This window comes from Ruegeria sp. AG7, from assembly GCF_056541545.1.
The window spans coordinates 92,907-114,964 of record NZ_JBQFYP010000004.1; the positions used below are offsets into that span (position 1 = coordinate 92,907).

The 22,058-nt window shown below is 58.7% G+C and carries 22 protein-coding genes; 12 read left to right on the forward strand and 10 right to left on the reverse strand.

The annotated features are described in order from the left end of the window. Positions 1-37 precede the first annotated feature (37 nt). Positions 38-2,083: an ATP-binding protein gene (locus ACR0BF_RS07085; protein ID WP_480475839.1), complete on the forward strand. Its 2,046-nt coding sequence runs from the start codon at positions 38-40 to the stop codon at positions 2,081-2,083. Positions 2,084-2,159: 76 nt separating this feature from the next. Here the strand turns inward: ACR0BF_RS07085 and ACR0BF_RS07090 are convergent, their stop codons facing one another. Next, on the reverse strand, positions 2,160-2,606 hold the full coding sequence (locus tag ACR0BF_RS07090; protein ID WP_480475841.1) for a DUF4174 domain-containing protein: 447 nt from the start codon (positions 2,604-2,606) through the stop codon (positions 2,160-2,162). A gap of 168 nt (positions 2,607-2,774) precedes the next feature. Between ACR0BF_RS07090 and scpA the strand changes: the two genes are divergently transcribed. From scpA to ACR0BF_RS07120, 6 genes are all read left to right on the forward strand, one after another. Continuing rightward, entirely contained in the window at positions 2,775-4,901 is a 2,127-nt protein-coding gene (gene scpA, locus ACR0BF_RS07095) for a methylmalonyl-CoA mutase (protein WP_480554051.1), read from the forward strand. A 104-nt stretch (positions 4,902-5,005) separates the two neighbouring features. Further along, positions 5,006-5,608, forward strand: a complete 603-nt coding sequence (locus ACR0BF_RS07100; protein ID WP_480624571.1) for a VOC family protein — start codon at positions 5,006-5,008, stop codon at positions 5,606-5,608. After that, a complete protein-coding gene (locus ACR0BF_RS07105) occupies positions 5,605-6,093 on the forward strand; it encodes an N-acetyltransferase family protein (RefSeq protein WP_480624572.1) in 489 nt (162 codons plus the stop codon). Before ACR0BF_RS07100 ends, ACR0BF_RS07105 begins: the two co-directional genes overlap by 4 nt. Before the next feature lie 45 nt (positions 6,094-6,138). Further along, positions 6,139-6,819 carry a TerB family tellurite resistance protein gene (locus ACR0BF_RS07110; RefSeq protein ID WP_480604505.1) on the forward strand — a complete coding sequence of 227 codons (681 nt, stop codon included), beginning with the start codon at positions 6,139-6,141 and terminating at the stop codon, positions 6,817-6,819. Positions 6,820-6,823: 4 nt separating this feature from the next. Beyond that, complete coding sequence (locus tag ACR0BF_RS07115) at positions 6,824-7,825, forward strand: endonuclease/exonuclease/phosphatase family protein (RefSeq protein ID WP_480604503.1); 1,002 nt, start codon at positions 6,824-6,826, stop codon at positions 7,823-7,825. 37 nt (positions 7,826-7,862) lie between these two features. Next, positions 7,863-8,237 carry a hypothetical protein gene (locus ACR0BF_RS07120; RefSeq protein ID WP_480604501.1) on the forward strand — a complete coding sequence of 125 codons (375 nt, stop codon included), beginning with the start codon at positions 7,863-7,865 and terminating at the stop codon, positions 8,235-8,237. A 12-nt stretch (positions 8,238-8,249) separates the two neighbouring features. Here ACR0BF_RS07120 and ACR0BF_RS07125 read toward each other — a convergent pair whose 3' ends face one another. The 5 genes from ACR0BF_RS07125 to ACR0BF_RS07145 all read right to left on the reverse strand — a co-directional run bounded on the left by ACR0BF_RS07125 (position 8,250) and on the right by ACR0BF_RS07145 (position 14,035). Next, positions 8,250-9,794, reverse strand: coding sequence for a Ppx/GppA family phosphatase (locus ACR0BF_RS07125; protein ID WP_480604500.1), 1,545 nt, complete (start codon positions 9,792-9,794; stop codon positions 8,250-8,252). Between the two features lie 49 nt (positions 9,795-9,843). Then, positions 9,844-10,533, reverse strand: a complete 690-nt coding sequence (locus ACR0BF_RS07130; RefSeq protein ID WP_480604499.1) for an HdaA/DnaA family protein — start codon at positions 10,531-10,533, stop codon at positions 9,844-9,846. Then, complete coding sequence (locus ACR0BF_RS07135; protein WP_480475855.1) at positions 10,534-11,607, reverse strand: AI-2E family transporter; 1,074 nt, start codon at positions 11,605-11,607, stop codon at positions 10,534-10,536. Positions 11,608-11,696: 89 nt separating this feature from the next. Continuing rightward, the gene (locus ACR0BF_RS07140; RefSeq protein ID WP_480624573.1) at positions 11,697-12,671 is read right to left on the reverse strand and encodes an isopenicillin N synthase family dioxygenase; all 975 of its coding nucleotides are present in this window, start codon (positions 12,669-12,671) and stop codon (positions 11,697-11,699) included. Beyond that, on the reverse strand, positions 12,671-14,035 hold the full coding sequence (locus ACR0BF_RS07145; RefSeq protein WP_480624574.1) for an FAD-dependent oxidoreductase: 1,365 nt from the start codon (positions 14,033-14,035) through the stop codon (positions 12,671-12,673). Before ACR0BF_RS07145 ends, ACR0BF_RS07140 begins: the two co-directional genes overlap by 1 nt. A 167-nt stretch (positions 14,036-14,202) precedes the next feature. Between ACR0BF_RS07145 and proS the strand changes: the two genes are divergently transcribed. Beyond that, complete coding sequence (gene proS / locus ACR0BF_RS07150) at positions 14,203-15,543, forward strand: proline--tRNA ligase (protein ID WP_480516238.1); 1,341 nt, start codon at positions 14,203-14,205, stop codon at positions 15,541-15,543. A 128-nt stretch (positions 15,544-15,671) separates the two neighbouring features. On the opposite strand, the gene ACR0BF_RS07155 is transcribed toward proS, so the two are convergent. After that, entirely contained in the window at positions 15,672-16,031 is a 360-nt protein-coding gene (locus tag ACR0BF_RS07155; RefSeq protein ID WP_480622229.1) for a hypothetical protein, read from the reverse strand. Between the two features lie 355 nt (positions 16,032-16,386). Between ACR0BF_RS07155 and ACR0BF_RS07160 the strand changes: the two genes are divergently transcribed. Together ACR0BF_RS07160 and ACR0BF_RS07165 are read left to right on the forward strand one after the other, a co-directional pair. After that, positions 16,387-17,682 (forward strand): lipoprotein-releasing ABC transporter permease subunit, encoded by a 1,296-nt coding sequence (locus ACR0BF_RS07160; RefSeq protein ID WP_480475863.1) that lies wholly within the window; start codon positions 16,387-16,389, stop codon positions 17,680-17,682. Then, a complete protein-coding gene (locus ACR0BF_RS07165) occupies positions 17,675-18,361 on the forward strand; it encodes an ABC transporter ATP-binding protein (RefSeq protein ID WP_480475865.1) in 687 nt (228 codons plus the stop codon). Before ACR0BF_RS07160 ends, ACR0BF_RS07165 begins: the two co-directional genes overlap by 8 nt. Here ACR0BF_RS07165 and ACR0BF_RS07170 read toward each other — a convergent pair. Then, a complete protein-coding gene (locus tag ACR0BF_RS07170) occupies positions 18,345-18,782 on the reverse strand; it encodes a DMT family transporter (RefSeq protein ID WP_267366019.1) in 438 nt (145 codons plus the stop codon). The genes ACR0BF_RS07165 and ACR0BF_RS07170 overlap by 17 nt on opposite strands. Positions 18,783-18,879: 97 nt before the next feature. On the opposite strand from ACR0BF_RS07170, the gene ACR0BF_RS07175 reads away from it, so the two are divergent. Further along, positions 18,880-19,293, forward strand: a complete 414-nt coding sequence (locus ACR0BF_RS07175; protein ID WP_480604491.1) for a c-type cytochrome — start codon at positions 18,880-18,882, stop codon at positions 19,291-19,293. On the opposite strand, the gene ACR0BF_RS07180 is transcribed toward ACR0BF_RS07175, so the two are convergent. Both ACR0BF_RS07180 and ACR0BF_RS07185 read right to left on the reverse strand, forming a co-directional pair. Beyond that, a complete protein-coding gene (locus ACR0BF_RS07180) occupies positions 19,290-19,976 on the reverse strand; it encodes a hypothetical protein (protein WP_480554060.1) in 687 nt (228 codons plus the stop codon). The genes ACR0BF_RS07175 and ACR0BF_RS07180 overlap by 4 nt on opposite strands. 42 nt (positions 19,977-20,018) lie before the next feature. Then, a complete protein-coding gene (locus ACR0BF_RS07185; protein WP_480622233.1) occupies positions 20,019-20,681 on the reverse strand; it encodes a DNA-3-methyladenine glycosylase I in 663 nt (220 codons plus the stop codon). 418 nt (positions 20,682-21,099) lie between these two features. Between ACR0BF_RS07185 and ACR0BF_RS07190 the strand changes: the two genes are divergently transcribed. Continuing rightward, positions 21,100-22,050 carry an ABC transporter substrate-binding protein gene (locus ACR0BF_RS07190; RefSeq protein ID WP_209504562.1) on the forward strand — a complete coding sequence of 317 codons (951 nt, stop codon included), beginning with the start codon at positions 21,100-21,102 and terminating at the stop codon, positions 22,048-22,050. Positions 22,051-22,058: the final 8 nt, after the last annotated feature.

Sequence of the window (22,058 nt, forward strand, 5' to 3'; positions counted from 1 at the left end):
TTTTGCGTTTTCGGAACACCAAGCCAAAGGACGTTTCATGTTCAATAAGATCCTGATCGCCAATCGGGGCGAGATCGCCTGCCGGGTCATCAAGACCGCCCGCAAGATGGGTATCGGCACCGTTGCCATTTATTCGGACGCGGACAAGAACGCGTTGCATGTGTCGATGGCCGACGAAGCCGTGCATATCGGTCCGCCCCCGGCGAACCAGTCCTACATTGTGATCGACAAGGTCATGGATGCCATCCGCAAAAGCGGCGCGCAGGCGGTTCATCCCGGCTATGGCTTCCTGTCGGAAAATTCGAAGTTCGCCGAGGCGCTCGAGGCCGAAGGTGTCGCCTTTGTCGGTCCCCCTGTTGGTGCAATCGAAAGCATGGGCGATAAGATCACTTCGAAGAAGATCGCACAGGAGGCCGGAGTTTCGACGGTTCCGGGTTACATGGGGCTGATCGAGGACGCGGACGAGGCGGTCAAGATCTCGAACGAAATCGGTTATCCGGTCATGATCAAGGCCAGCGCCGGTGGCGGTGGTAAGGGCATGCGCATCGCGTGGAGCGATGAAGAGGCGCGCGAAGGCTTTCAGTCGTCCAAGAACGAAGCCGCAAACTCGTTCGGAGATGACCGGATCTTCATCGAAAAATTCGTAACCCAGCCGCGCCACATCGAAATTCAGGTTCTGTGCGACAGTCACGGAAATGGCATTTACCTGGGCGAGCGTGAATGCTCAATCCAGCGCCGGAATCAGAAAGTGGTGGAAGAGGCGCCGTCACCCTTCCTTGATCCCGAAACCCGCAAGGCGATGGGTGAACAGGCTGTCGCTCTGGCCAAGGCCGTGAACTACGCAAGTGCAGGTACGGTCGAGTTCATCGTGGACGGAGACAAGAACTTCTACTTCCTCGAAATGAACACGCGCCTGCAGGTGGAACACCCTGTTACGGAACTGATCACCGGCGTCGATCTGGTCGAGCAGATGATCCGTGTCGCAGCGGGTGAAAAGCTTTCGATAACGCAGGATGACGTGACCCTGACCGGCTGGGCGATTGAAAACCGTCTGTATGCGGAAGACCCGTATCGCAACTTCCTGCCGTCGATCGGTCGTCTGACCCGGTATCGCCCGCCGCAGGAAACCGCGGCTGGTCCGTTGCTGGTCAACGGCAAATGGCAGGGTGAAGCACCAGAAGGCGAAACCGCCGTGCGCAATGATACCGGCGTCTACGAAGGCGGCGAGATCAGCATGTATTACGACCCGATGATCGCCAAACTCTGCACCTGGGCGCCGTCCCGCGAAAAAGCTATCGAGGCGATGCGCGTGGCGCTGGACAGTTTCGAAGTGGAAGGCATCGGTCACAACCTGCCGTTCCTGTCGGCAGTTATGGATCACCCAAAGTTTGTCAGCGGTGACATGACAACGGCCTTCATTGCTGAAGAATACCCAGACGGGTTCGAGGGCGTCACGCTGCCCGAAGCTGATCTGCGCCGGATTGCTGCTTCCTGCGCGGCCATGCACCGCGTCGCCGAAATCCGGCGCACCCGCGTGTCGGGGCGGATGGACAATCACGAACGCAAAGTAGGCAAGCGCTGGGTTGTGACATTGCAGGGGCAGGAGTTCGCCGTGCAGGTCAACGCCGACAAAGAGGGGTCAACGGTCAAGTTTGAGGACGGACCGTCCTTGCGTGTCGCCTCGGACTGGACGCCGGGCGATCAGCTGGCGGTTCTGGACGTGGATGGCAGCCCGCTGGTTCTGAAAATCGGCAAGGTCTCGGGCGGGTTCCGTGTTCGCAACCGGGGCGCTGACATGAAAGTGCATGTGCGCCGCCCACGGCAGGCGGAACTGGCCAAACTGATGCCGGAAAAACTGCCGCCTGATACCTCGAAGTTGCTGCTCTGCCCAATGCCGGGCCTAGTCGTGAAGGTCGATGTCGAAGTGGGGCAGGAAGTGCAGGAAGGTCAGGCGCTTTGCACGATTGAGGCGATGAAGATGGAAAACATCCTGCGTGCAGAAAAGAGGGGCGTGGTGGCCAAAGTCAATGCAGGCCCCGGTGACAGCCTTGCTGTGGACGACGTAATCATCGAGTTCGAGTGACCATGTTGGCGCTTTCGATATACATTCCAACGTTCTCGGCGCATCGCGCCGGGGCCATTGGGTGTGGCGAAAGCGTTCAGCCCCCTTCGCGCCGGTCGCGGATCTCGCGTTCGCGCAGGGGGGTCTTGTCGATAGACCTGCCAATCTCACGCACGCTCCACGGGCTGGGTTTGCGCAATTTGACCACACCGTCCTTGTCGACGAACACCATCTGGAAACCACGCGGCCGCAGCTTGGTCCGGATCGGGGACCGGGCAGACGGGTCCGTGTCTGTTAGCACGATGACATCGCGGTCGCGCATGGCTGCTTCTTCTGCGACAAGCATATCGATCTGCTGCTGGAACCGCGGATCGGCAGGCGTGTCAGCAAAAACCACGATGGGGCGTTTGACCCACAAGAACTCGCTGAGTTCACTTTCACCCACCGGGCGGACAAAACTGTCATCAGACGGCGCGGTTCCGTCTGCCGCTAGGGCAGCCAGAGGGATTAGTGCCGAGAAAACAAAGGCAAGCGTGCGTGTCATGGGGCCTCCTGTTCTTTCGAATATAGCCCCTGTGCCCGCGATTGCGACCGGCGATTTGCGCCGGGTGACCACATTTTCGCGCTTGCACCTGAATGAACAGGCCAAGTGCAGGACTTTGGCGCGGACGCTTTCAGCGACCGCCATCCGTATTGACGAGAGGAAATCGAAATGACCGACACGAAGGACTGGAAAGCGCTTGCCGAGAAAGAGCTGCGCGGACGTCCGTTGGACGACCTGACCAAGGAAACGCTGGAAGGTATCGCGGTCAAACCGCTTTATACCCAGGAAGACACCGCCGATCTGCCTCATATGGGGTCTTTGCCGGGATTTGGCCCGTTTACCCGCGGTGTCAAGGCCACGATGTATGCGGGCCGTCCCTGGACGATCCGCCAATATGCGGGTTTCTCAACCGCCGAGGAGTCGAATGCGTTTTACCGACGCAACTTGGCGGCAGGCCAGCAAGGCGTTTCGGTTGCCTTCGATCTGGCGACACATCGCGGCTATGACAGTGATCACCCACGCGTTGTTGGCGATGTCGGTAAGGCAGGCGTTGCGATCGACAGTGTCGAGGATATGAAGATCCTGTTTGACGGCATCCCGCTGGACAAGGTCTCGGTCTCGATGACCATGAATGGCGCGGTTGTTCCGATCCTGGCAAGTTTCATTGTTGCGGGTGAAGAACAGGGTCACGACAAGTCTGTCCTTTCCGGCACCATTCAGAACGACATTCTGAAAGAATTCATGGTGCGCAACACTTATATCTACCCGCCTGAACCGTCGATGAAGATCATCTCGGACATCATCGAATACACGTCGAATGAGATGCCCAAGTTCAACTCGATCTCGATCTCGGGCTATCACATGCAAGAGGCCGGGGCGAACCTTGTTCAGGAACTGGCGTATACGCTGGCCGATGGGCGCGAATACGTCCGTGCCGCGACTGAGGCCGGAATGGACGTGGACAAGTTCGCGGGCCGTTTATCGTTCTTCTTCGCCATCGGCATGAATTTCTTCATGGAGATCGCCAAATTGCGTGCCGCGCGCACGCTGTGGCATCGCGTCATGACCGAGTTTGGAGCAAAGTCCGAACGTTCAAAGATGCTGCGCACCCATTGCCAGACTTCCGGTGTATCGCTTCAGGAACAAGACCCTTACAACAACGTCATCCGTACCGCCTATGAAGCGATGAGTGCAGTTCTGGGTGGCACCCAGTCGCTTCATACAAATGCTCTGGACGAGGCAATTGCGCTGCCCACCGATTTCTCGGCCCGCATCGCGCGAAACACGCAGCTTGTACTTCAGGAAGAAACCGGTGTGACTGATGTGGTCGATCCGCTGGCCGGTTCTTACTATGTCGAAAGCCTGACCAATGAACTGGTCGAAAAAGCCTGGGCCCTGATGCAAGAGGTCGAGGAGATGGGTGGCATGACCAAGGCCGTTGCCTCGGGTATGCCCAAGCTGCGCATCGAGGAAAGCGCAGCCCGCCGTCAGGCCATGATTGACCGGGGCGACGAAGTGATCGTCGGCGTCAACAAATACCGCAAGGAACAGGAAGACCCGATCGACATTCTGGATGTCGACAACGTCGCTGTTCGCGAGGCGCAGGTGGCGCGGCTGGAACGCATTCGCGCGACCCGTGATGAAGCCGCGTGCCAAGCCGCGCTGGACGCCCTGACCAAGACCGCCCAAGAGGGCGGAAACCTGCTGGCCGCTGCGGTCGAAGCCGCCCGCGCCCGTGCATCCGTAGGAGAGATCAGCATGGCAATGGAGAAAGAATTCGGCCGCCACCGCGCCGAGGTGAAAACCCTGGCCGGTGTCTACGGCGCTGCTTACGAGGGCGACGAAGGCTTTGCCGCGATCCAGAAATCCATTGAAGACTTTGCTGAGGCCGAGGGTCGCCGCCCCCGTCTGCTGGTGGTCAAGATGGGGCAGGACGGGCATGATCGCGGTGCCAAGGTCATCGCCACGGCCTTTGCTGATATCGGTTTTGATGTGGACGTTGGCCCGCTGTTCCAGACGCCCGCCGAGGCCGCGCAGGACGCGGTGGACAATGACGTGCATGTGGTCGGCATTTCCTCGCAGGCGGCGGGGCATAAAACACTGGCACCGCAGCTGGTGGAAGAGCTGAAGAAAGCAGGGGCCGACGATATCATCGTAATCTGTGGCGGGGTGATCCCGCAGCAGGATTACCAGTTCCTGTATGACCATGGGGTCAAGGCTATCTTTGGTCCGGGCACCAACATTCCCGAGGCCGCTCAGGACATTCTGCGCCTGATCCGCCAAGCACGGCCCTGACCCAAGGCAAGACTTTCAACGAAAGCTCTTGTGATCCCGCGCCAATGGCGAAAACATGCGACCGGATCCCTTCGGGGCCGGTCGTTTTTCGCAGGAGGGTGCGCATGTTACTCGATCATCTGGCCGTCGCGGGCGAAACGCTTGAAGAAGCGTCTGCGCATATCGAACAGGCGCTTGGCGTTGCGCTGCAACCCGGTGGGAAACACGAAAAATTCGGGACACATAACAGGCTGCTGGGTCTCAGGGATGGGCTCTATCTCGAAGCGATTGCCATCGATCCGCAGGCGCAACCTCCGGGCAGGCCGCGATGGTTCGATCTGGACAATTTTCAGGGCGGCCCGCGTTTGACGAACTGGATATGCCGGGTCGAGGATATCGAGGCCACGCTGTCGATCTTCCCAGATGGTACCGGACAGCCCATCGACCTGACCCGCGGCGCGTTGCAATGGCGCATGGCGGTTCCGCCAACGGGGCGCTTGCCGTTCGACAATCTGTTTCCCGCCCTTATCGAATGGAAAGGCGACCTGCACCCAGCAAACATGTTGCAGGACAGCGCGTGCCGGTTGCGACGCCTGGTTGTCTATCACCCCGACGCCCTGACACTGGCCCGTCAACTGGGTGAACTGGATCATGTGGTGTTCGATACCGGCCCCGCGGCTTTGCAGGCAGAGATCGAGACACCTCATGGGCTTCGGGTGCTGGGATGAACATTCGCCCGGCCACAGCGTCAGATGCACCAGCCATTGCCCGGATCACCAATGCGATCATCCGGGACACTTTGGTCACTTTCACGACGGACGAGCGCAGCGCCGCCCAGATTGCCGAAGATATCAAGGCACGCGTGCCTGGTTATCTGGTTGCCGAGCACGACAGCCACGTTATCGGTTTTGCCACATATGGCCCTTTCCGCACCGGGCCCGGTTATGCGCAAACCTGCGAACATACGATCCAGCTGTCACCGGATGCGTGGGGCAAAGGGGTGGGACGTGCGTTGATGTCAGAGCTGGAGGAAATCGCGCAAGCCCAAGGCGTTCATGTTCTGGTCGCGGGCATATCCTCGGCCAATCCGGGGGCTGAGGCGTTTCATGCCGCACTTGGCTATTCGAAAGTTGGGGTGATGCCCGAAGTCGGGTTCAAATTCGGCCAGCGTCTGGATCTTGTGCTGATGCAGAAAATTCTTGGTGCTGAATGACCCGTTGGACCTGACAGTCCTGAATTGTGACGCTAGGGTGCGGTCATGTCGATCTGGACCCGCATATCCGATGCGCTGAGCGCGCTTGCCCAAGGCGAAAGCCTGACCGCAGTTTTTGAAAAACTACGCTCGCCACCGGAGCGGTCCGTGGCCTTTACGATTGCGGTCATCGCACTGGGTGCCAAAATGGCCAAGGCAGACGGTCAGGTGACCCGTGATGAGGTCACCGCCTTTCGCGACGTGTTTCAGATCGCGCGCGAAGATGAGGAAGGTGCAGCCCGAGTCTTCAACATGGCCCGAACGGACGTGGCGGGATATCAGGACTACGCGCGCAAAATCGCACGCATGTTCTCGGAAGACAGCACAACCCTGTGTGACTTGATGGAGGGGCTTTTTCACATTGCGATGGCGGACGGTTTCTATCATCCGAACGAAAACGCATTTCTCGAAGATGTCAGCCAGATCTTCGGACAAACCGACGCGCAGTTCAAAGCGCTGCGGGCGCGCTTTGTTCCGGATGCGCCAAACGATCCTTACACGGTTCTGGGGGTTCCACATAACATGCCGCTGCCCGACATTCGCAAGGTCTGGCGGCAGCTGGTTCGGGAAACGCACCCCGACGCCATGATGGCCCGGGGTGTCCCCGAAGAGGCGATCCGGTTGGCCGAGAAAAAGATGATCGACATCAATCGTGCCTGGGATGAAATCAACGGTGCGCGGGCCTGATTAGATGCGGCTGGCGACCTATAATATCGAATGGTTCGCCAATCTGTTTGACCAGAAAGACAGGCTGATCGTCGATGACAGCTGGTCTGGCAGGCACGACGTCACCAAAGCGCAGCAGGTCGAAGCGATTGCCAAGGTTCTGACCGCAATTGACGCTGATGCGATTGTGATCGTCGAGGCGCCCAACACCGGCAGACGCCAGAACACGGTTCGGGCCCTGCAAGCCTTTGCCGAAGCGTTCAACTTGCGCACGTCTGATGCGGTGATGGGCTATGCAAACGACACGCATCAGGAACTGGCATTGCTCTATGACAGAACGGTGCTGAGTGTTCGCCATGACCCCAAGGGAGATATTGCAGATACGGCAGCCCCCCGGTTCGATGGCGTGTTCAAAATCGACCTCGATATCGATGCGACCGAGGATGTCGTACGGTTCTCCAAACCGCCGATGGAACTGGAAGTGACGACGCAAGCCGGGCACAACATCCGCCTGATCGGGGCACATCTGAAATCCAAGGCACCGCACGGTGCCGAATCGCGGGACGAGGCGATCCGGATCTCGATTGCCAATCGCCGCAAGCAGCTGGCGCAAGCGATCTGGCTTGCACGGCGCGTCGAATGGCATGTTGCGCAAAATCAGCCCGTCATTTTGCTGGGCGATCTGAACGATGGCCCCGGGCTGGATGAGTTTGAGCACCTCTTTGGCCGCTCGTCGGTCGAGGTATTGCTGCAAGCCGGATTGTTCGATCCGAACGCCGTCACAGCCTACAGGTTTCGGCCCGGGCCGGTGCCTGCCACTGCGCGCTTTGCCCGTCCGGAGGAAGGTAAATTTCTGGACGCTTTGCTGGATTACATAATGATTACCGCGGACCTGCAAGCATATCGCCCGTCCTGGCGTATCTGGCACCCGTTTCAGGATGCCGCCTGTTGGGCTGAACCGGAATTGCGGCAGGCGCTTTTGACGGCCTCCGATCATTTTCCGGTCACGCTTGATATTGAACTGTGACCTTTCCAGCCTGCCACACGGGCCTTATATGTCAGGTATGACACGCATTTTGCTGATCGGTACGATCTCAATGTTCCTTGCCGCGCCTGCGATGGCGCAGGAAGACAATGAAAAATCCCTGTTGGAGCAGGGGGCCGAACTGTTTTTCGAAGGCCTGCGCAAGGAAATGGAACCGGCATTGGAAAACTTGCTGGGTCTGGCGGAAGAGCTTGGCCCGGCAATGCAGTCATTCTTGCAGCAGATGGGCCCGGCACTTGCTGAACTGGCGGCTGAGGTCAAGGACTGGAGTGTTTATGAACCACCCGAGATCCTGCCCAATGGCGATATCATTATCCGCAGAAAACCGCCCCAAGAGCCTTCTCAGCCCGAAAAGCAAGATATCGAGGTGCCCAAGGGACCCACAGATATCTGACCCGCTCAAGAGTCAGCCTTTGACAATCACGCGAGTCTGAGATTTCAGCGCCGCTGCCAAAGCGTTCAGCCGGGCTTCAGCCACTTCGCTGAACAGGGGGGCAGCGGTTTCGGGCAGATACAGTTCCAGCTCTCGCTTCTTGGGGAAAAACTTGAGCTGCCCCATATTGGCATCGTTGTGCATCCACAGCATCGCGCCAAAGCGCATGGCCTTGCCCAGGATCTCGGCCTGTTTCTGGCTATTTTCGTCCAGCAACTCGTAAAGCCGAGAGAACCGGTTGCCTTCCCGCTTGTTGCGATAGCGGTGTTGCAGTGCCAATCCGATGAAGACACGCTCGGAGTGCTTCAAGCCACCAAGATTGGCGCGCGTGACGTTGTCGAAACACACCTCGGCCCGATAATCGGGATGCGCGCGCCAGCTTACATCATGCAGCAGGCAGGCCGCTTTGATCAGGCGCACCCTGCTGGGCGGTGCGGATCTGAACAGCGGGATGACAAAATCATAGAGATTGCTGCCAAATCCGGGCAGGCGGGCGTCCTTTGCTTCCGAGAACCGGCTGGCTTCGATCAGCGGGTCGCGGTCGCGCACTTCCTGCGGCATCTGCTCATACAACAAGCCCTCGCGGATACCATAGCTTGAGATGGCGATATCTTTGGGTTTGAACGTGCGGATCAGCCGCGCCAGAACATCCATCGCATATGGGATAAGCGCCATGCGCGAACTGGACACGCCCGCCTGAGCACGCAGCTTTTCGCTATCGTGTTTTTCGATGTATTTGATCGTCTCGCGCACCTGTTTGGTGGTCATGCGGTATTCATGCAGCACGTTCAGCGGATAGCCCCGCCGCAGCATGTCCAGCCGCGCAAAGGCCCGCCAGCTGCCGCCGACCAGAAATAAACGGTCCCGCTGCTGGCCCATCTGATTGCGCAGATCCTCCATCGTTTCCTTGATATGCGCTTTTCGCGCACGTCGCCCGCCTTTGATGTCACGCAGTTTCAACGGCCCAAGCGGCGAGGTCACGCGGCGGCCGACCTGACCACCGCCTATTTCGGCCAATTCCATCGACGACCCGCCGATATCGCAGATCAGTCCATAAGCTCCGGGCCACCCCAACAAGACACCCTGCGCCGACAGGCGGGCTTCTTCGTCACCGTCAATGATGGCCACCTGCAAACCGGTTTCAGCCTGCACCTGATCGCAGAACTCGGGCCCATCCGAGGCTTCGCGCACAGCAGCGGTGGCCACAACATGCAAACCGGGCAAATCCAGATCCATTGCCAGGTGCTGGAACCGTCGTAGGGCCGACAAGGCGCGGTCGCGGCCACGCGGGTTCAGTCGTCCGGTTTCGGACAGGCCTGCCCCCAGTTCGCACATGACCTTTTCATTGTAGAAATAGGCCGGTGATCGCGCCGCCCCGTCGAAAATGACCATCCGTACCGAGTTCGACCCGACATCGACAACCCCGACGCGGGATAGTGCCCGTGCATCCGGTTTGTCAAACAGGGGCTTTCCGATTGTTCCCCAGTCCGGGATATAGGTTTCGACGGTCTGATCCATGTGCCTTCCAGATTGTCCTGTTTGAGGATGCGAAATTGACGTCAGCGGGTCAATCATTGGTCTCGACCTCATCCGGGGCCGTGTTCAGTACGCGAATGGCCAGCGCGCGTGTAATGTCGCGTTTTTCTGCCAGGGCCAGTTGGTCCAGTTGGGATACAACGTCGGCTGCGCTTTCAAACCGCCGGTCCATATGCTTGACAAGATAGGCGATGACATCGGGGCCGGGGTTGAGCTGCCTGTCGACAAACAGCTTGGCAAGAACCGCGCCCAGCAATGCGTCGTCGGGCGGATCCAGTGCGACGTGATGGGCACCTTCGACCCGGCTTTGCAGGTCGGCCAGCGGCAACTCCCAGAATTTTGGTGCAAGACGGCCGGTCATCAGCAAGGGGTGCCCCTCGGCCAGAACAAGGTTATGCAGGTGGAACAGCGTTTTTTGCTGCTCGAGATCACCGGTTATCAAAGGCACGTCTTCGACCGCGATCGGCATACGCGCCAGGTCTGGCACATCGTCATATCGCAGGTCTCTGGCCTGAAGGATACGCCCGCCGGTTTCAGCGGCCCAGACATGGGCCAGATGGGTTTTGCCCGCGCCGGAGGGCCCGCTCAGTACCAGCTTGTTGCCGGGCCATGACGTGGCCGAGATCATTGCCACCGCCAGCGCATTGGCCGGTGACACAAAGAAATCCTCTCGCCCGAGCGCAGTTTTGGCGGGCAGATCAAAGCTGAGTTGTCGGGCCATTTACTCGGTTTCCTGATCCAGACCTTCAAGACCAGTGTACAATCTGCTGTCGAGGTATAGCGATGTGGCAAAGCGGGCCAACACGCCCAATGCCGCGGCGACCGGGACAGCGATCAGCATGCCGACGAAGCCGAACAGCGCGCCAAAGACCGACAGGGCCAGCAGCAACCAGACTGGATGCAGCCCGACAGAGCTGCCGACCAGCTTGGGTGTCAGGAAGTTCCCCTCGGTGACTTGTCCAATGGCAAAGATACCCGCGATCAGCCCGATATGAGCCCAGTCGCCCCAGAACTGAAACAGCGCAAGCCCGATTGCCAGCGAGCCTCCGATAAGGGCGCCCAGATAGGGAATGAACGTGACCAAGCCCGCGATAAAGCCCACAATCAGACCGAATTGCAGTCCAGCAAGCATCAGTGCGACCGCGTAATAGCTGCCAAGGATTAGGCAGACCGTTCCCATGCCGCGCACGAACGAGGCCAGAACCGCGTCGATCTCTCCGGCAAGCCGCCTAATGATGGGTGCATGGTCACGTGGCAGCAGCTCTCCGATGCGGGCGGTCATGCGATCCCAGTCCAACAGCAAGTAGACGGCCACGACCGGGACAATGACCAACAGAACAACGATGTTGATCGCGGAGCCCAGCGAGGTCAGCAGCGTCTGCATAACGTCGCCGGTCTTGGATTTCAGCGTTTCGCCAAAGGACACCAGCATCGCGTGCGTGCTTGAGTCCCGGTCAAGCAAGGACGGGAACTGTTTTTCTATGAAACTGCGCAACTGTTTGAACAGATCGGGCAGTACATCGACAAGATCCAGCAACTGGGTGATCAGCGCAGGGACCACCATCAGAATTGCCAGTACAAACCCCAGAACACCGACGACCGTGATGACTGCCGTGGCGGCCATACGCGACAGGCCCAACCGCTCCAGCCGGTCAGCGACCGGATCCAGGAAATAGGCAATGGCCCCGCCGATGACAAAAGGCAGCAAGACATCCCCAAGCGCCCACAGGATCAACGCGAAAACCGCAGCGGCGATGCTCCAGTATCTCAGCTGATCCTTAACCGGCAAAGCCATGGCGATCCCCTTGTTCAGGCCCTTGCAGGTGTTCTTGGCGCATCAAAGCCCATGATGCAAGCGGTTCATGGCGCTTGGGTTTGCAGGGGTCAGCCGCGCAAGGTTCCCAATTCAGGTGTGTCTTCGGTGGCGGTCTCATCGGGCCAGTTCGTGCGCCAAATCTCGGCCGACCAGTGACCGCAATGAACCGCCGGACGGTCAAAGCCAAGCAGGGGCGGCAGCAAAGGCGCGACGACGACGTCGTGACGGGGCACCGCGAAATAGGGAAAAGAATACCGTTCCCGCCCCGATCGGTTCACAACCCGATGCGGCGTGGATTTCAACCGCCCGCCCGACCACAGCTCCAGCATGTCACCGATATTCACCACGAAACCACCGGGCGGGCAATCGGGCGTGATCCAGCCACCGTTGCGGGTCTGCACCTCAAGCCCGCCCACCGGATCGGGGGCAATGATGGTCAAGGCGTCGGTATCCTTGTGCGGATGGATACCATAGCCTGCCTCATCCTCGGCCTGTGGCGGGTAATGCAGCAGGGTCATGTTGGTCATCGGGGCCCGGAATGCACTGCGCAGCGCGTCGGCTTTCAGATCCAGTCCCGCCTCTAACGCGCCCAGCAACAGATCGGTGACGCGATCCAGTTGCCGCCAGTAACCCAGAATGACCTCTTTCGCACCGGGTACACCGTCGGGCCAGATGTTTGGCCCGTATAACGCGCAATCCTCACGCACCGGGTCGTCTGCTGCGACCTCGTGATGCAGTTTGTACCCCTCGTACTTGTCGGCCTTGCCCGAGCCATCATTGGGTGTGAAGAACCCCATGGGTATATAGCCGCGATAGTTGGCGCGGGTGATGGCCTGATCCCATTTTTGCGCGTCATCGACGGCAAAAATCTCTCGGGTGATCTGGCGTACCTGATCCACGGTCTGCCGGGATACGCCTGTCCCGGTGATCGACAAAAAGCCGATCCCCTGACAGGCCGCAAGGATGTCACGGACCGTCGCGTCATAGGCTGCGGTTCCCGGGGCAGTCAAAGGCGCGATATCAATCGTTGGGATACTGTCCATCAGTGAATCCTCACCCCCTGGCGTTGCAATTCAGCGCGAACCGGTGCCAGATTCAGCTGGTCCAGCTCCTGATTGCTTTTCAGTGAGACCGCAGCGGCGATGCCCGCGCCCTGACCCATGACCGCGCAACAAGCCATGTTTCGGGTTGCGGCATGTGCCACCCGGTCCGCGCCATGCGACCGTCCTGCAACCAGCAGGCCTTTGATGCCCTTGGGCAGCATCGACCGATAGGGGATTTGCATGTACCGTCCCGTAGTTGGCAGGATCAGGATGCCATAGCCGTCGATGAACTCGGGATAGATGCCGATCGTATCCTCGAACCGGCCCTGATGGCGGGCATCGTTTTCGGTCATGTTGTAGACCGCGTCGATCTTGCGGGTGTCGCGGATGCCGATGGTCATACCGAAATTCCGCAAACGTGCGTTTTCGCAACCGGGCATGAACCGTCGCAGCGCCTCGATGGCCAGCATGGTCTGGCGGCGACCTTCAATCTCGCCGCGCGTCAGGCTGTCGGGATCGGTGCCGTCAACCTCGGCCAGATGGATGAGGTTCATGTATGTCAGCTCGCCCGTGTCATGCATCGCGCCCCAGGTGCCGGCGATGGTGTTCAGATGAGGCGGGATCAGCCCCTGATCGATTGCTTGCTGGAACGGTTTGTGCACGAAGGGTGAGAACATGTCGTCCTCTTTACCCGAGGTCTCAATGTTCCACTCTCCGCCGCCGCCCCAATCCTTGTAGGTCTGCGGGTCAGCTTTTACACCTTCCATAAAGGCCCGCTTGTCGACGCCCGCCAGGTGAAACATGACCGAGGCCGCCATCATGTCCTCGCGCGGAGTTTTGTGGGTCGGCGCACCCGCGCGATGGGCCACATCCGCGTCGCCGGTGGCATCGATGACGACCTTGGCCAAAATCGCTTCGCGCCCGGCCTTGGATTCTGTGATGACACCGGTGATCCGGTCGCCTTCCAGGATCGGGGACACGAATTGCCGATGCAACATCGGATGCACGCCCACTTCTTCGACCAGCTTGTCGGCCACCAGTTTGAAGCCTTCGCTGTCCAGCTCATAGCTCAGGGACTGGCTTTCCGGAACGGCGGCTCCCATCTCCTTGGCGCGGGTTTCAAACTCCATCCCGATGCCACCTGCCTCGACGGTTTGCTCGTGCCGGTACCAGGCAAATCCTTCGACGCCGACGGCAGTGATATTGCCGCCCATGCAGCCGAACCGATCAACCAAAGATACCTCGGCCCCCGCACGTGCCGCTGCAAGCGCTGCGGCCAACCCGGCGGGGCCGGAACCGACGACCAGAACATCGGTTTGATGAATGACGGGGATTTGGCGTGCGGGTTCCTGAATGGTTTGCATCAGCGCCTCATGAGATTTGCGTTTCCGCTACCTTGTCAGTCCCGATTGGAAGGTCAATCAAAAAACCGACTGCCACAAGGTCGGACAACACCAATGTGCGATTGCCCCCGGCGGGGCTTTGGCATAATCACCTGTTCAGTCGAATTCTTACCTTTGAAGGTCCTTCCATGCGCCTGAGCCGTTACTTTCTGCCCGTTCTCAAGGAAACCCCGTCCGAGGCTCAGATCGTCAGCCACCGGCTGATGCTGCGTGCAGGGATGATCAAGCAGGCCTCTGCCGGGATATATTCCTGGTTGCCGCTGGGCTTCAAAGTGCTGCGCAAGCTGGAAAACATCGTCCACGAAGAACAGGCGCGGGCCGGTCACATCGCGATTCAGATGCCTATAATCCAGTCGGCGGATCTGTGGCGTGAATCCGGGCGCTATGATGACTACGGTCAAGAGATGCTGCGGATGAAGGACCGTCATGACCGCGACATGCTGTTCACGCCTACGGCCGAAGAACTGGTGACAGATATCTTCCGCGGCCACGTGAACAGCTACAAAGACCTGCCGCTGACGCTCTACCAGATCCAGTGGAAGTTCCGCGATGAAATCCGCCCGCGTTTTGGCGTGATGCGGGGGCGCGAGTTCTATATGAAGGACGGATACAACTTCGACCTGACCAAGGAAGATGCGCTGCACGCCTATAACCGCCATCTGGTCAGCTATCTGCGCACTTATGAACGGATGGGACTTCAGGCGATTCCGATGCGCGCCGATTCAGGCCCCATCGGTGGCGATGACACGCATGAGTTTCTGGTTCTGGCCGATACCGGTGAATCCGAGGTTTTCTATGACAGCGCCGTCACCGACCTGACCTTTGGCGATCGTGAAATCGATTATGACAACCGCGAACAGTGTCAAGCCATTCTGGAAGAGTTCACTTCGAAATACGCCCGCACTGATGAAACCCACGATGAAGCTCTGTTCAACCAGATCCCCGAAGAACGCCGCCGCGTGGCGCGCGGCATTGAGGTGGGCCAAATCTTCTACTTTGGCACCAAATACTCCGATCCCTTGGGCGCAACTGTCCAAGGCCCGGATGGCAAACCGGTTCCGGTTCACATGGGCAGCCATGGTATCGGTGTCAGCCGCCTTGTAGGAGCCATCATCGAGGCCAGCCATGACGATAAAGGCATCATCTGGCCCGAGGGCGTGACCCCGTTCAATTGCGGTATTGTCAACCTCAAGCAGGGCGATGACGAAGCCGATGCAGCTTGTGACAAGATCTACACGGCGCTGACGGCTTTGGGTCTGGAACCGCTCTATGACGACCGCAATGAACGTGCTGGCGGCAAATTCGCCACGATGGACCTGATCGGTTTGCCCTGGCGCATCACGGTTGGCCCGCGTGGTCTGAAGAATGGTGTGGTTGAACTGACCTGTCGCCGCACTGGCGAAAACGAGGAACTGAGCCCCGAGGCGGCCGTTACCAAAGTTGCTGAGATTTACCAGCGGATCGCATAAGCGACCATCAGTTGCTGCTGCGAGGTGGTGTTGAAACTCACCCTGTGATCTGGATGGGGTGCCGGAGGCTCAGACCTGGCGGCCCTTCCCAAGCTACCTGAATACCGACCGCGTCAGTCGGTCGGTTCTCAGTTTTGATCCGACGTCGGGCGCTCGGCCAGGACGTTTCCGTTGGCTCCGTCACCTGTCGCCACAACAATCGGACGGCCAAGGCGGCTGATCAGTTCGCGAAACTCGATATCCAGAAAGCGCAATCCGCAAATCCGCGCATCAGTTGCCCGATCCGTGATACACAAACGGCCTTGCCGGAAAACCAGACGATATCCTTTGTCTTTCAGGATGTCTGCCAAATTGCCCCAGCTTGCCGCGGTGACAAAGATTGGCCGAATGGCCGCGCGCAGCAAGGCTGCGGTTTCACAATCTAATTCTGTTGAAGCCTGACGGGTCGAAATTGCACCCGCACCATTGGTTGAAATTTGTAAATTCATTGAGCGACCCCCGCTCTTTAAATGTGTTCCCCCATGGTCAGGGTGGCAAAGTTTCTGAAAATAATCAAAAAGAGTAATAAAATTTCGCACTTATTGTTGCCTTTACGATTCAGTGGCTCACGATGCGCGATGATTAACGTCATACCTGAAACAATCACCTTCTGTCTGTGATGCGCTTCACAACTCATGGTGTAGCGCCCGAATTGAAAGACACCTGTTTTGCACATGTATTTTGGTCATGTCCCGAAACGATTCGGCTCATTCAGGCTGAGGAACCGGTTCAGGGTGACAACCGGCTTGACCATTGGGCGAAATGCCGAAAGGGTCGCCGCAAACAAGAAAACCCGGAGCAGGCATGGCCAAGACACCCCCGCCCTTTGCCCCTTTTGAATGGAAAATCGCCTGGCGATATCTGCGCGCGCGCAGGGCCGAAGGCGGCGTCAGCGTGATGACATGGATCTCACTGATCGGGATCACGCTTGCCGTGTTCGCGCTGATTGCAACGCTGGCCGTCCGTTCGGGTTTTCGGTCTGAATTCGTCGGCACCATTCTGGGCGCCAATGCGCATGTGACAGTCTATTCCTCGGGTGAATTTGACGCGCAGGGCCGGGTGGATCGGACAATTGCCGACTACAACGAACGCACTGACCGCATTGCGCTGGTGCCCGGTGTTGAACGTGCCGCACCGCTGGTGAAGGGGCAGGTGCTGATCACCAACCGCGACAGCAGCAGCGGGGTCGAGGTGTTTGGCATCCGACCAGACGATCTGTTCGACCTGCCGGGTATCGCGCAGGCGGACCAGGCGGCGGGGGACCTGTCGGACTTCCAGACAGGTGAGGATGTAATCGCCATTGGATCGGGTGTGGCCCGCAGTATTGGGGTCACTGTCGGGGATGTGGTCAAACTGACCTCGCCCAACGGGGTCAAAACCGCCTTTGGCACGTCGCCGCGCGTGAATGCCTATCGCGTTGTCTATGTGTTTTCGGCCGGTCGCTATGACATTGACCGCACCCGCGTCTACATGCCGTTTTCGCAGGCGCAGGGCTTTTTCAACCGTGAAGGTGTGGCGGATGAGATCGAAGTGATGGTGGACAAGCCCGAAGATCTTGGCCCGATCCTGATTCCCATTCTTGAGGCGTCGGGCGAGCGCAGTCAGATCTGGACATGGCAGGACGCATCCGGCGGCTTCCTGCGCGCGCTCGAGGTTGAGGATAATGTGATGTTCATCATCCTGTCGATCCTCGTTCTGATTGCTGCGATGAACATCGTTTCGGGCCTGATCATGCTGGTCAAGAACAAGGGGCGCGATATCGGTATCTTGCGCACAATCGGCCTGAGCGAAGGATCGGTTCTGCGTGTCTTTTTCATCTGTGGTGCGTTCACCGGCCTGATCGGCACTGCAATGGGGGTCATCCTGGGATGCCTCTTTGCAATCTACATTGATCCGATCTTCTCATTCGTGAACTACGTGATGGGCGGTGGCGTGTGGGATCCGTCGATCCGCGGCATCTACGCTCTGCCGGCCGAACTGCATCTGAGCGATGTGCTCAAGGCGACGTGCCTGTCGCTTGGCCTGTCTTTCATCGTCACCTATTTCCCCGCCCGCCGCGCGGCGCGGCTGAACCCGGTCGAGGCGCTGCGCTATGAATGAAGTCACCTTGCGTCTGAACGGTCTGACCAAGACCTACCTCAAAGGTACACCGGGCGAGGTGCAGGTTCTGCGTGGGGTCGATCTGGAGCTGCGCGCGGGTGAGGCCGTGGCCATGGTTGCGCCGTCCGGTGCGGGCAAATCAACGCTTCTGCACATCGCCGGTCTGCTGGATAAGCCTGACGACGGAACCGTCGAAATCGGGGGACAGAATGTGAACGGCAAGGGCGACCGAACCAGAACGGCGTTGCGTCGGCAGGATATAGGGTTCGTATATCAGTTCCATCACCTGCTGCCCGAGTTTACGGCGCTGGAAAACATCACATTGCCGCAACTGGCCAATGGCGCGTCCGAAAAAGCTGCTCAGGCACGGGCGTTGGATTTGCTGGACCGTGTGGGCGTCGCCCCGCGCGCCAGCCACCGCCCTGCGGCGCTGTCGGGCGGTGAACAACAACGCGTGGCCTTTTGCCGGGCGCTTGCCAACGCGCCACGTGTTTTGCTGGCAGACGAACCGACAGGCAATCTGGACCCTGAAACTTCGGATCAGGTGTTCGATGCGCTGATGACGCTGGTGCGGGACGAGGGATTGTCGGCGTTGATCGCGACCCACAACCTCGAACTGGCGGCGCGCATGGATCGCATGGTCAGGCTTGAGGGCGGCGTGCTCAGGCCAGTTGAGTGATCGCAACACCGATGGCCATGACCGCGATACCACCTGCCCGCATCAGGGTGAGGGGTGCCACCTGTGCGCCGAACAGGCCGAAGTGATCGATTGCCGCGGCACTGATCAATTGCCCCAACAGAACAAAGAACACAGCGTTTCCCACACCGAAATGCGGGGCGACATGGGTGATCGACAACACATAGAATGCAATCAGGATGCCAGCGAACAACAGGTGTTTCGGGGCTTGCGCAACCTTGGACAAGGCTGCAAAACCGGGAAACAACAGCATGGTCAGCACCGAGGCGGCCAGGGCAATTGCAAACAGCACCACAGCTGCCGTTGTCGGTGATCCGATGACCTTGCCAAGGGCCGCGTTAAGAGCAGCCAGTATCGGAATTCCAAATCCGGCGGCCAGCATGATGGCTGCATATTGTGTCATTGCCCGAACCCTCTGCACCTGTTTCGTTGATCTGGATCATTGCGCTCATATGCCTGTCGGGCAACCCTGCAAATGTCAATCGTGACAGGAGGATACGATGTTCAAGGCAACGATCGGTATGCTGGTTCTCGGGGTTTCGGCTGCTACCGCACAGGCTGCCTGGGCGCAGGATGCAGCGACCGGAGAGGAACTCTATTTGCACTACTGTGCGACCTGTCACGGGATTGACGCAACCGGGCAGGGGCCGATGGCCAGCGTGCTGGTTGTTCAGCCGTCCGATCTGACTGCATTGTCTGACGAAAGCGGGGTGTTCCCGACCGCCCGCGTTGTCGCCCGCATCGACGGTAGGGACCCGCTGGTCAGCCATGGCAGCCCGATGCCGGTCTATGGACCTTATTTCGACGGGCAGGACACATCCATGAAAACACCGGAAGGCCAGCCGATCCTGACCAGCCAGCCGATCGTTGATCTGGTTGCATATCTGGAAACCGTGCAGCGCGCACGGAACTAACTGCAAATCCCTTCGATCCTGGCTTCGCTCCATGGGATCAGGACCGGGCGCTCGCGCCCTTGTTCCGGCAGGGGCGACAGATCAAAATGGGTGCCCAGCATGTCGTGCAGTCTTTTGGTACGCTTGGCCTGGGGGGCCAATGCGCGACAGCACACGTATTCCTCGACGATCGCGCCCTGCTGTTCGAACCCGTAGGTCAGAAAATCCGGAGAGGTTTCGAGGTCGAACAGATACGGATCCCTCCGGCCTCCATGTTCCGCCGCAGCGCGCAGGGGGTGGTAACCCGTGGTCCGGCGATTCTGCCATTGCCAGACATGCGTCAGCTCATGGGCCAAAAGCATCGCGGCCAGCAGGTTCATCTGATCCGGAAATTCCGACATATAGTCCTCCAGATACCAGTCGCGGGCAAAGTAGACTTTGTTGAACAGGGCCACGGCGGCAGGTTTGCCCGTCACCGGCCCGGGGTCCACCGGGGGCAGAATGCGCTCGCGGCAGGCCAGTCGCGGGCGTTCTTCGCGGAAATACGTCACGTTGGTAACCGGGGCACCTTCGACCAGACGGATGTGATCCAGTTCCAGGGTTTCCCCTTGAATGGTTTCCGCAAAATCGCGCTCCTGCTCAGTCAACTCACGACCGCAGGCGGCCAGCAACAAAAGTGAAGCAATGAATACACGCAGAACCATAAGTTGAATCTTATTCCGCTGCGGGTATTCCGCAAACCGTTTTCACAGACTCATGGCCAGAACCCGGCTGATTTCCGTAAGTGATCGCCCGGACTGACCCATCCATGTATTAAAGGCGTTCTGAACCGCCTCCATCGCTTTCTTCGAGGTGGCAGGCTTGTCGATCACACCTTCAGCAATCAGCCGGGCGGTGACATCCTGAGACAGAATGAAACTGTCCCGCCCGGCAAACCGCATTGCGTACTGCGCCGAAGCGCCGCCCAGTCGGGCCCCGCGTTTTGCCAGCATTGCCAGAAGGTTGACGTAGTCATCAGATGGCCAGCCGCCTAACACTTTACCCGCGCCGCCTTCCTCACGCAGTTCAAGCAAGAATGCAGCGTTATCCCGTACAGCCGCGATCTTGGTTCCATTCCTTACGATGCGCGTATCCTGCAAAAGGGTGTCAAACTTCTCATCATCCATGAACGCGCATCGCCCCACGTCGAACCCGTTAAAGGCTGATTCGAACCCGTCCCATTTGTTTTCGATGACTTTCCAGTTGAAGCCAGCCTGAAAGATGCATTTCGTGATGACCGACAGCCAGCGATCCTCGGGCATCGCTGCCAGTTCCGCAGGGGTTTTCGGTTTGCTCAGTTTTGCGCCCAGTGCTTCTGGACCGCCGTGGCGCGCGGCTGCGATTTCAAAGATTTCGTCAAACGTTCGCATCTGTCTAACCTTGATGTTGCCCGACTATAAATGTTTATCTTTTGTTCTTGTTTGGCAATGAAAAATCTGACCGTGTCCAGATTTGAGGCAGCCCAACGAATAACCGGATTCGCAGAAAAATGCGGATTTTCGAAAGAAGTTCTCGACAAAAGGTGGCAAAATGTTTTCTGATTGACTCGTCAGTCAACGTCCCGTCTTAGCGAAATGGAACAAGGGTAAGCCGGGTTGGATGCGTAAAGGGAGCCGGGAGGGGGGAACAATCTGGCAGAAAGATCTTTTCCACAATTTGGAAACGGATCACTGTTCTTTTCCAGCCAAATTTGTGCATGCTGCGGCATGGCATTGTCATCAGACAGAAAGACCGGCGGGAAAATCCTTGCCGGGATGGGCAAAACAAATATGACAGGGAGTTAAGTCCATGAAAAAACTAAGTGTAAGCCTAATGGCTCTGAGCGTTGCAGGCGCAGCGCAGGCGGCGGATATGGGTGCCGTGGATGAACCGATCAAATTGGCGATCAACGAATGGACCGGCCAGCATGTCACCACGCATGTGGCGGGAGAGATGCTCAAGGCTGCCGGGTACAACGTCGAATATGTGACCGCGGGCATGATGAACCAGTTCCAGGCGCTGGCCGATGGCGACATCGACGCGACACTGGAAATCTGGTCTTCCAACGTTTCCGATGAATACGCCAAGAAAATCGGTGAAGGCACTGTGGTTGAAATCGGTGATCTGGGTCTGGATGCCAAGGAAGGCATCGCATACCCGGCGCATGTGGCCGATCTGTGCCCGGGCCTGCCCGCATGGGAAGCGCTGAAAGATTGCGCTCAGGTCTTTGCGACGGCGGAAACTCTGCCCGGTGGTCGTCTGGTCGACTACCCGGCCGATTGGGGTACTCCGGGCGCCGATCGCATGACCGGTCTGGAATTGCCGTTCAAAGCCGTACCAGCAGGGTCCGAAGGGGCGCTGATCGCGGAATTGCGCGCCTCGACCGAACGCAAATCGCCGCTGCTGATCACTTTCTGGCAGCCGCATTGGGCGATGTCGGCCTATGACGTTCAGTTCGTCGAACTGCCCGCCGGTGAAGAGGCGTGCTTCAGTGATCCGGCCTGGGGCCCGAACCCGAATGCTGTCAATGACTGCGACTTCTCGCCCTCGCGCATCTTCAAGGCCGGCTGGAGCGGTATGGAGGAGAAATGGCCAGCAGCCTTTGAAATCCTGACCAACTATCAGCTGGCGGTTGAAGACCAGCAACCGATGATGGGCGCGATCGACGTTGACGGTGGAAAGGTCGAAGAAGTTGTCGCCGCATGGATGGCCGAAAACGAAGGCAAGTGGCGTCCGGTTGTTGACGCGGCAACCCAGTGAGCCCGCGT

Excerpts from the sequence above, each read along its gene's own strand:
- ACR0BF_RS07135 (WP_480475855.1), bottom strand. The coding sequence starts at position 11,607 with ATGGCTTTGCCGGTTAAGGATCAGCTGAGATACTGGAGCATCGCCGCT.
- ACR0BF_RS07100 (WP_480624571.1), top strand. The coding sequence starts at position 5,006 with ATGTTACTCGATCATCTGGCCGTCGCGGGCGAAACGCTTGAAGAAGCG.
- ACR0BF_RS07130 (WP_480604499.1), bottom strand. The coding sequence starts at position 10,533 with ATGGCCCGACAACTCAGCTTTGATCTGCCCGCCAAAACTGCGCTCGGG.
- ACR0BF_RS07085 (WP_480475839.1), top strand. The coding sequence starts at position 38 with ATGTTCAATAAGATCCTGATCGCCAATCGGGGCGAGATCGCCTGCCGG.
- ACR0BF_RS07120 (WP_480604501.1), top strand. The coding sequence starts at position 7,863 with ATGACACGCATTTTGCTGATCGGTACGATCTCAATGTTCCTTGCCGCG.
- scpA (WP_480554051.1), top strand. The coding sequence starts at position 2,775 with ATGACCGACACGAAGGACTGGAAAGCGCTTGCCGAGAAAGAGCTGCGC.
- ACR0BF_RS07190 (WP_209504562.1), top strand. The coding sequence starts at position 21,100 with ATGAAAAAACTAAGTGTAAGCCTAATGGCTCTGAGCGTTGCAGGCGCA.
- ACR0BF_RS07155 (WP_480622229.1), bottom strand. The coding sequence starts at position 16,031 with ATGAATTTACAAATTTCAACCAATGGTGCGGGTGCAATTTCGACCCGT.
- proS (WP_480516238.1), top strand. The coding sequence starts at position 14,203 with ATGCGCCTGAGCCGTTACTTTCTGCCCGTTCTCAAGGAAACCCCGTCC.
- ACR0BF_RS07140 (WP_480624573.1), bottom strand. The coding sequence starts at position 12,671 with ATGGACAGTATCCCAACGATTGATATCGCGCCTTTGACTGCCCCGGGA.
- ACR0BF_RS07170 (WP_267366019.1), bottom strand. The coding sequence starts at position 18,782 with ATGACACAATATGCAGCCATCATGCTGGCCGCCGGATTTGGAATTCCG.
- ACR0BF_RS07185 (WP_480622233.1), bottom strand. The coding sequence starts at position 20,681 with ATGCGAACGTTTGACGAAATCTTTGAAATCGCAGCCGCGCGCCACGGC.
- ACR0BF_RS07105 (WP_480624572.1), top strand. The coding sequence starts at position 5,605 with ATGAACATTCGCCCGGCCACAGCGTCAGATGCACCAGCCATTGCCCGG.
- ACR0BF_RS07165 (WP_480475865.1), top strand. The coding sequence starts at position 17,675 with ATGAATGAAGTCACCTTGCGTCTGAACGGTCTGACCAAGACCTACCTC.
- ACR0BF_RS07090 (WP_480475841.1), bottom strand. The coding sequence starts at position 2,606 with ATGACACGCACGCTTGCCTTTGTTTTCTCGGCACTAATCCCTCTGGCT.
- ACR0BF_RS07180 (WP_480554060.1), bottom strand. The coding sequence starts at position 19,976 with ATGGTTCTGCGTGTATTCATTGCTTCACTTTTGTTGCTGGCCGCCTGC.
- ACR0BF_RS07145 (WP_480624574.1), bottom strand. The coding sequence starts at position 14,035 with ATGCAAACCATTCAGGAACCCGCACGCCAAATCCCCGTCATTCATCAA.
- ACR0BF_RS07160 (WP_480475863.1), top strand. The coding sequence starts at position 16,387 with ATGGCCAAGACACCCCCGCCCTTTGCCCCTTTTGAATGGAAAATCGCC.
- ACR0BF_RS07125 (WP_480604500.1), bottom strand. The coding sequence starts at position 9,794 with ATGGATCAGACCGTCGAAACCTATATCCCGGACTGGGGAACAATCGGA.
- ACR0BF_RS07175 (WP_480604491.1), top strand. The coding sequence starts at position 18,880 with ATGTTCAAGGCAACGATCGGTATGCTGGTTCTCGGGGTTTCGGCTGCT.
- ACR0BF_RS07115 (WP_480604503.1), top strand. The coding sequence starts at position 6,824 with ATGCGGCTGGCGACCTATAATATCGAATGGTTCGCCAATCTGTTTGAC.
- ACR0BF_RS07110 (WP_480604505.1), top strand. The coding sequence starts at position 6,139 with ATGTCGATCTGGACCCGCATATCCGATGCGCTGAGCGCGCTTGCCCAA.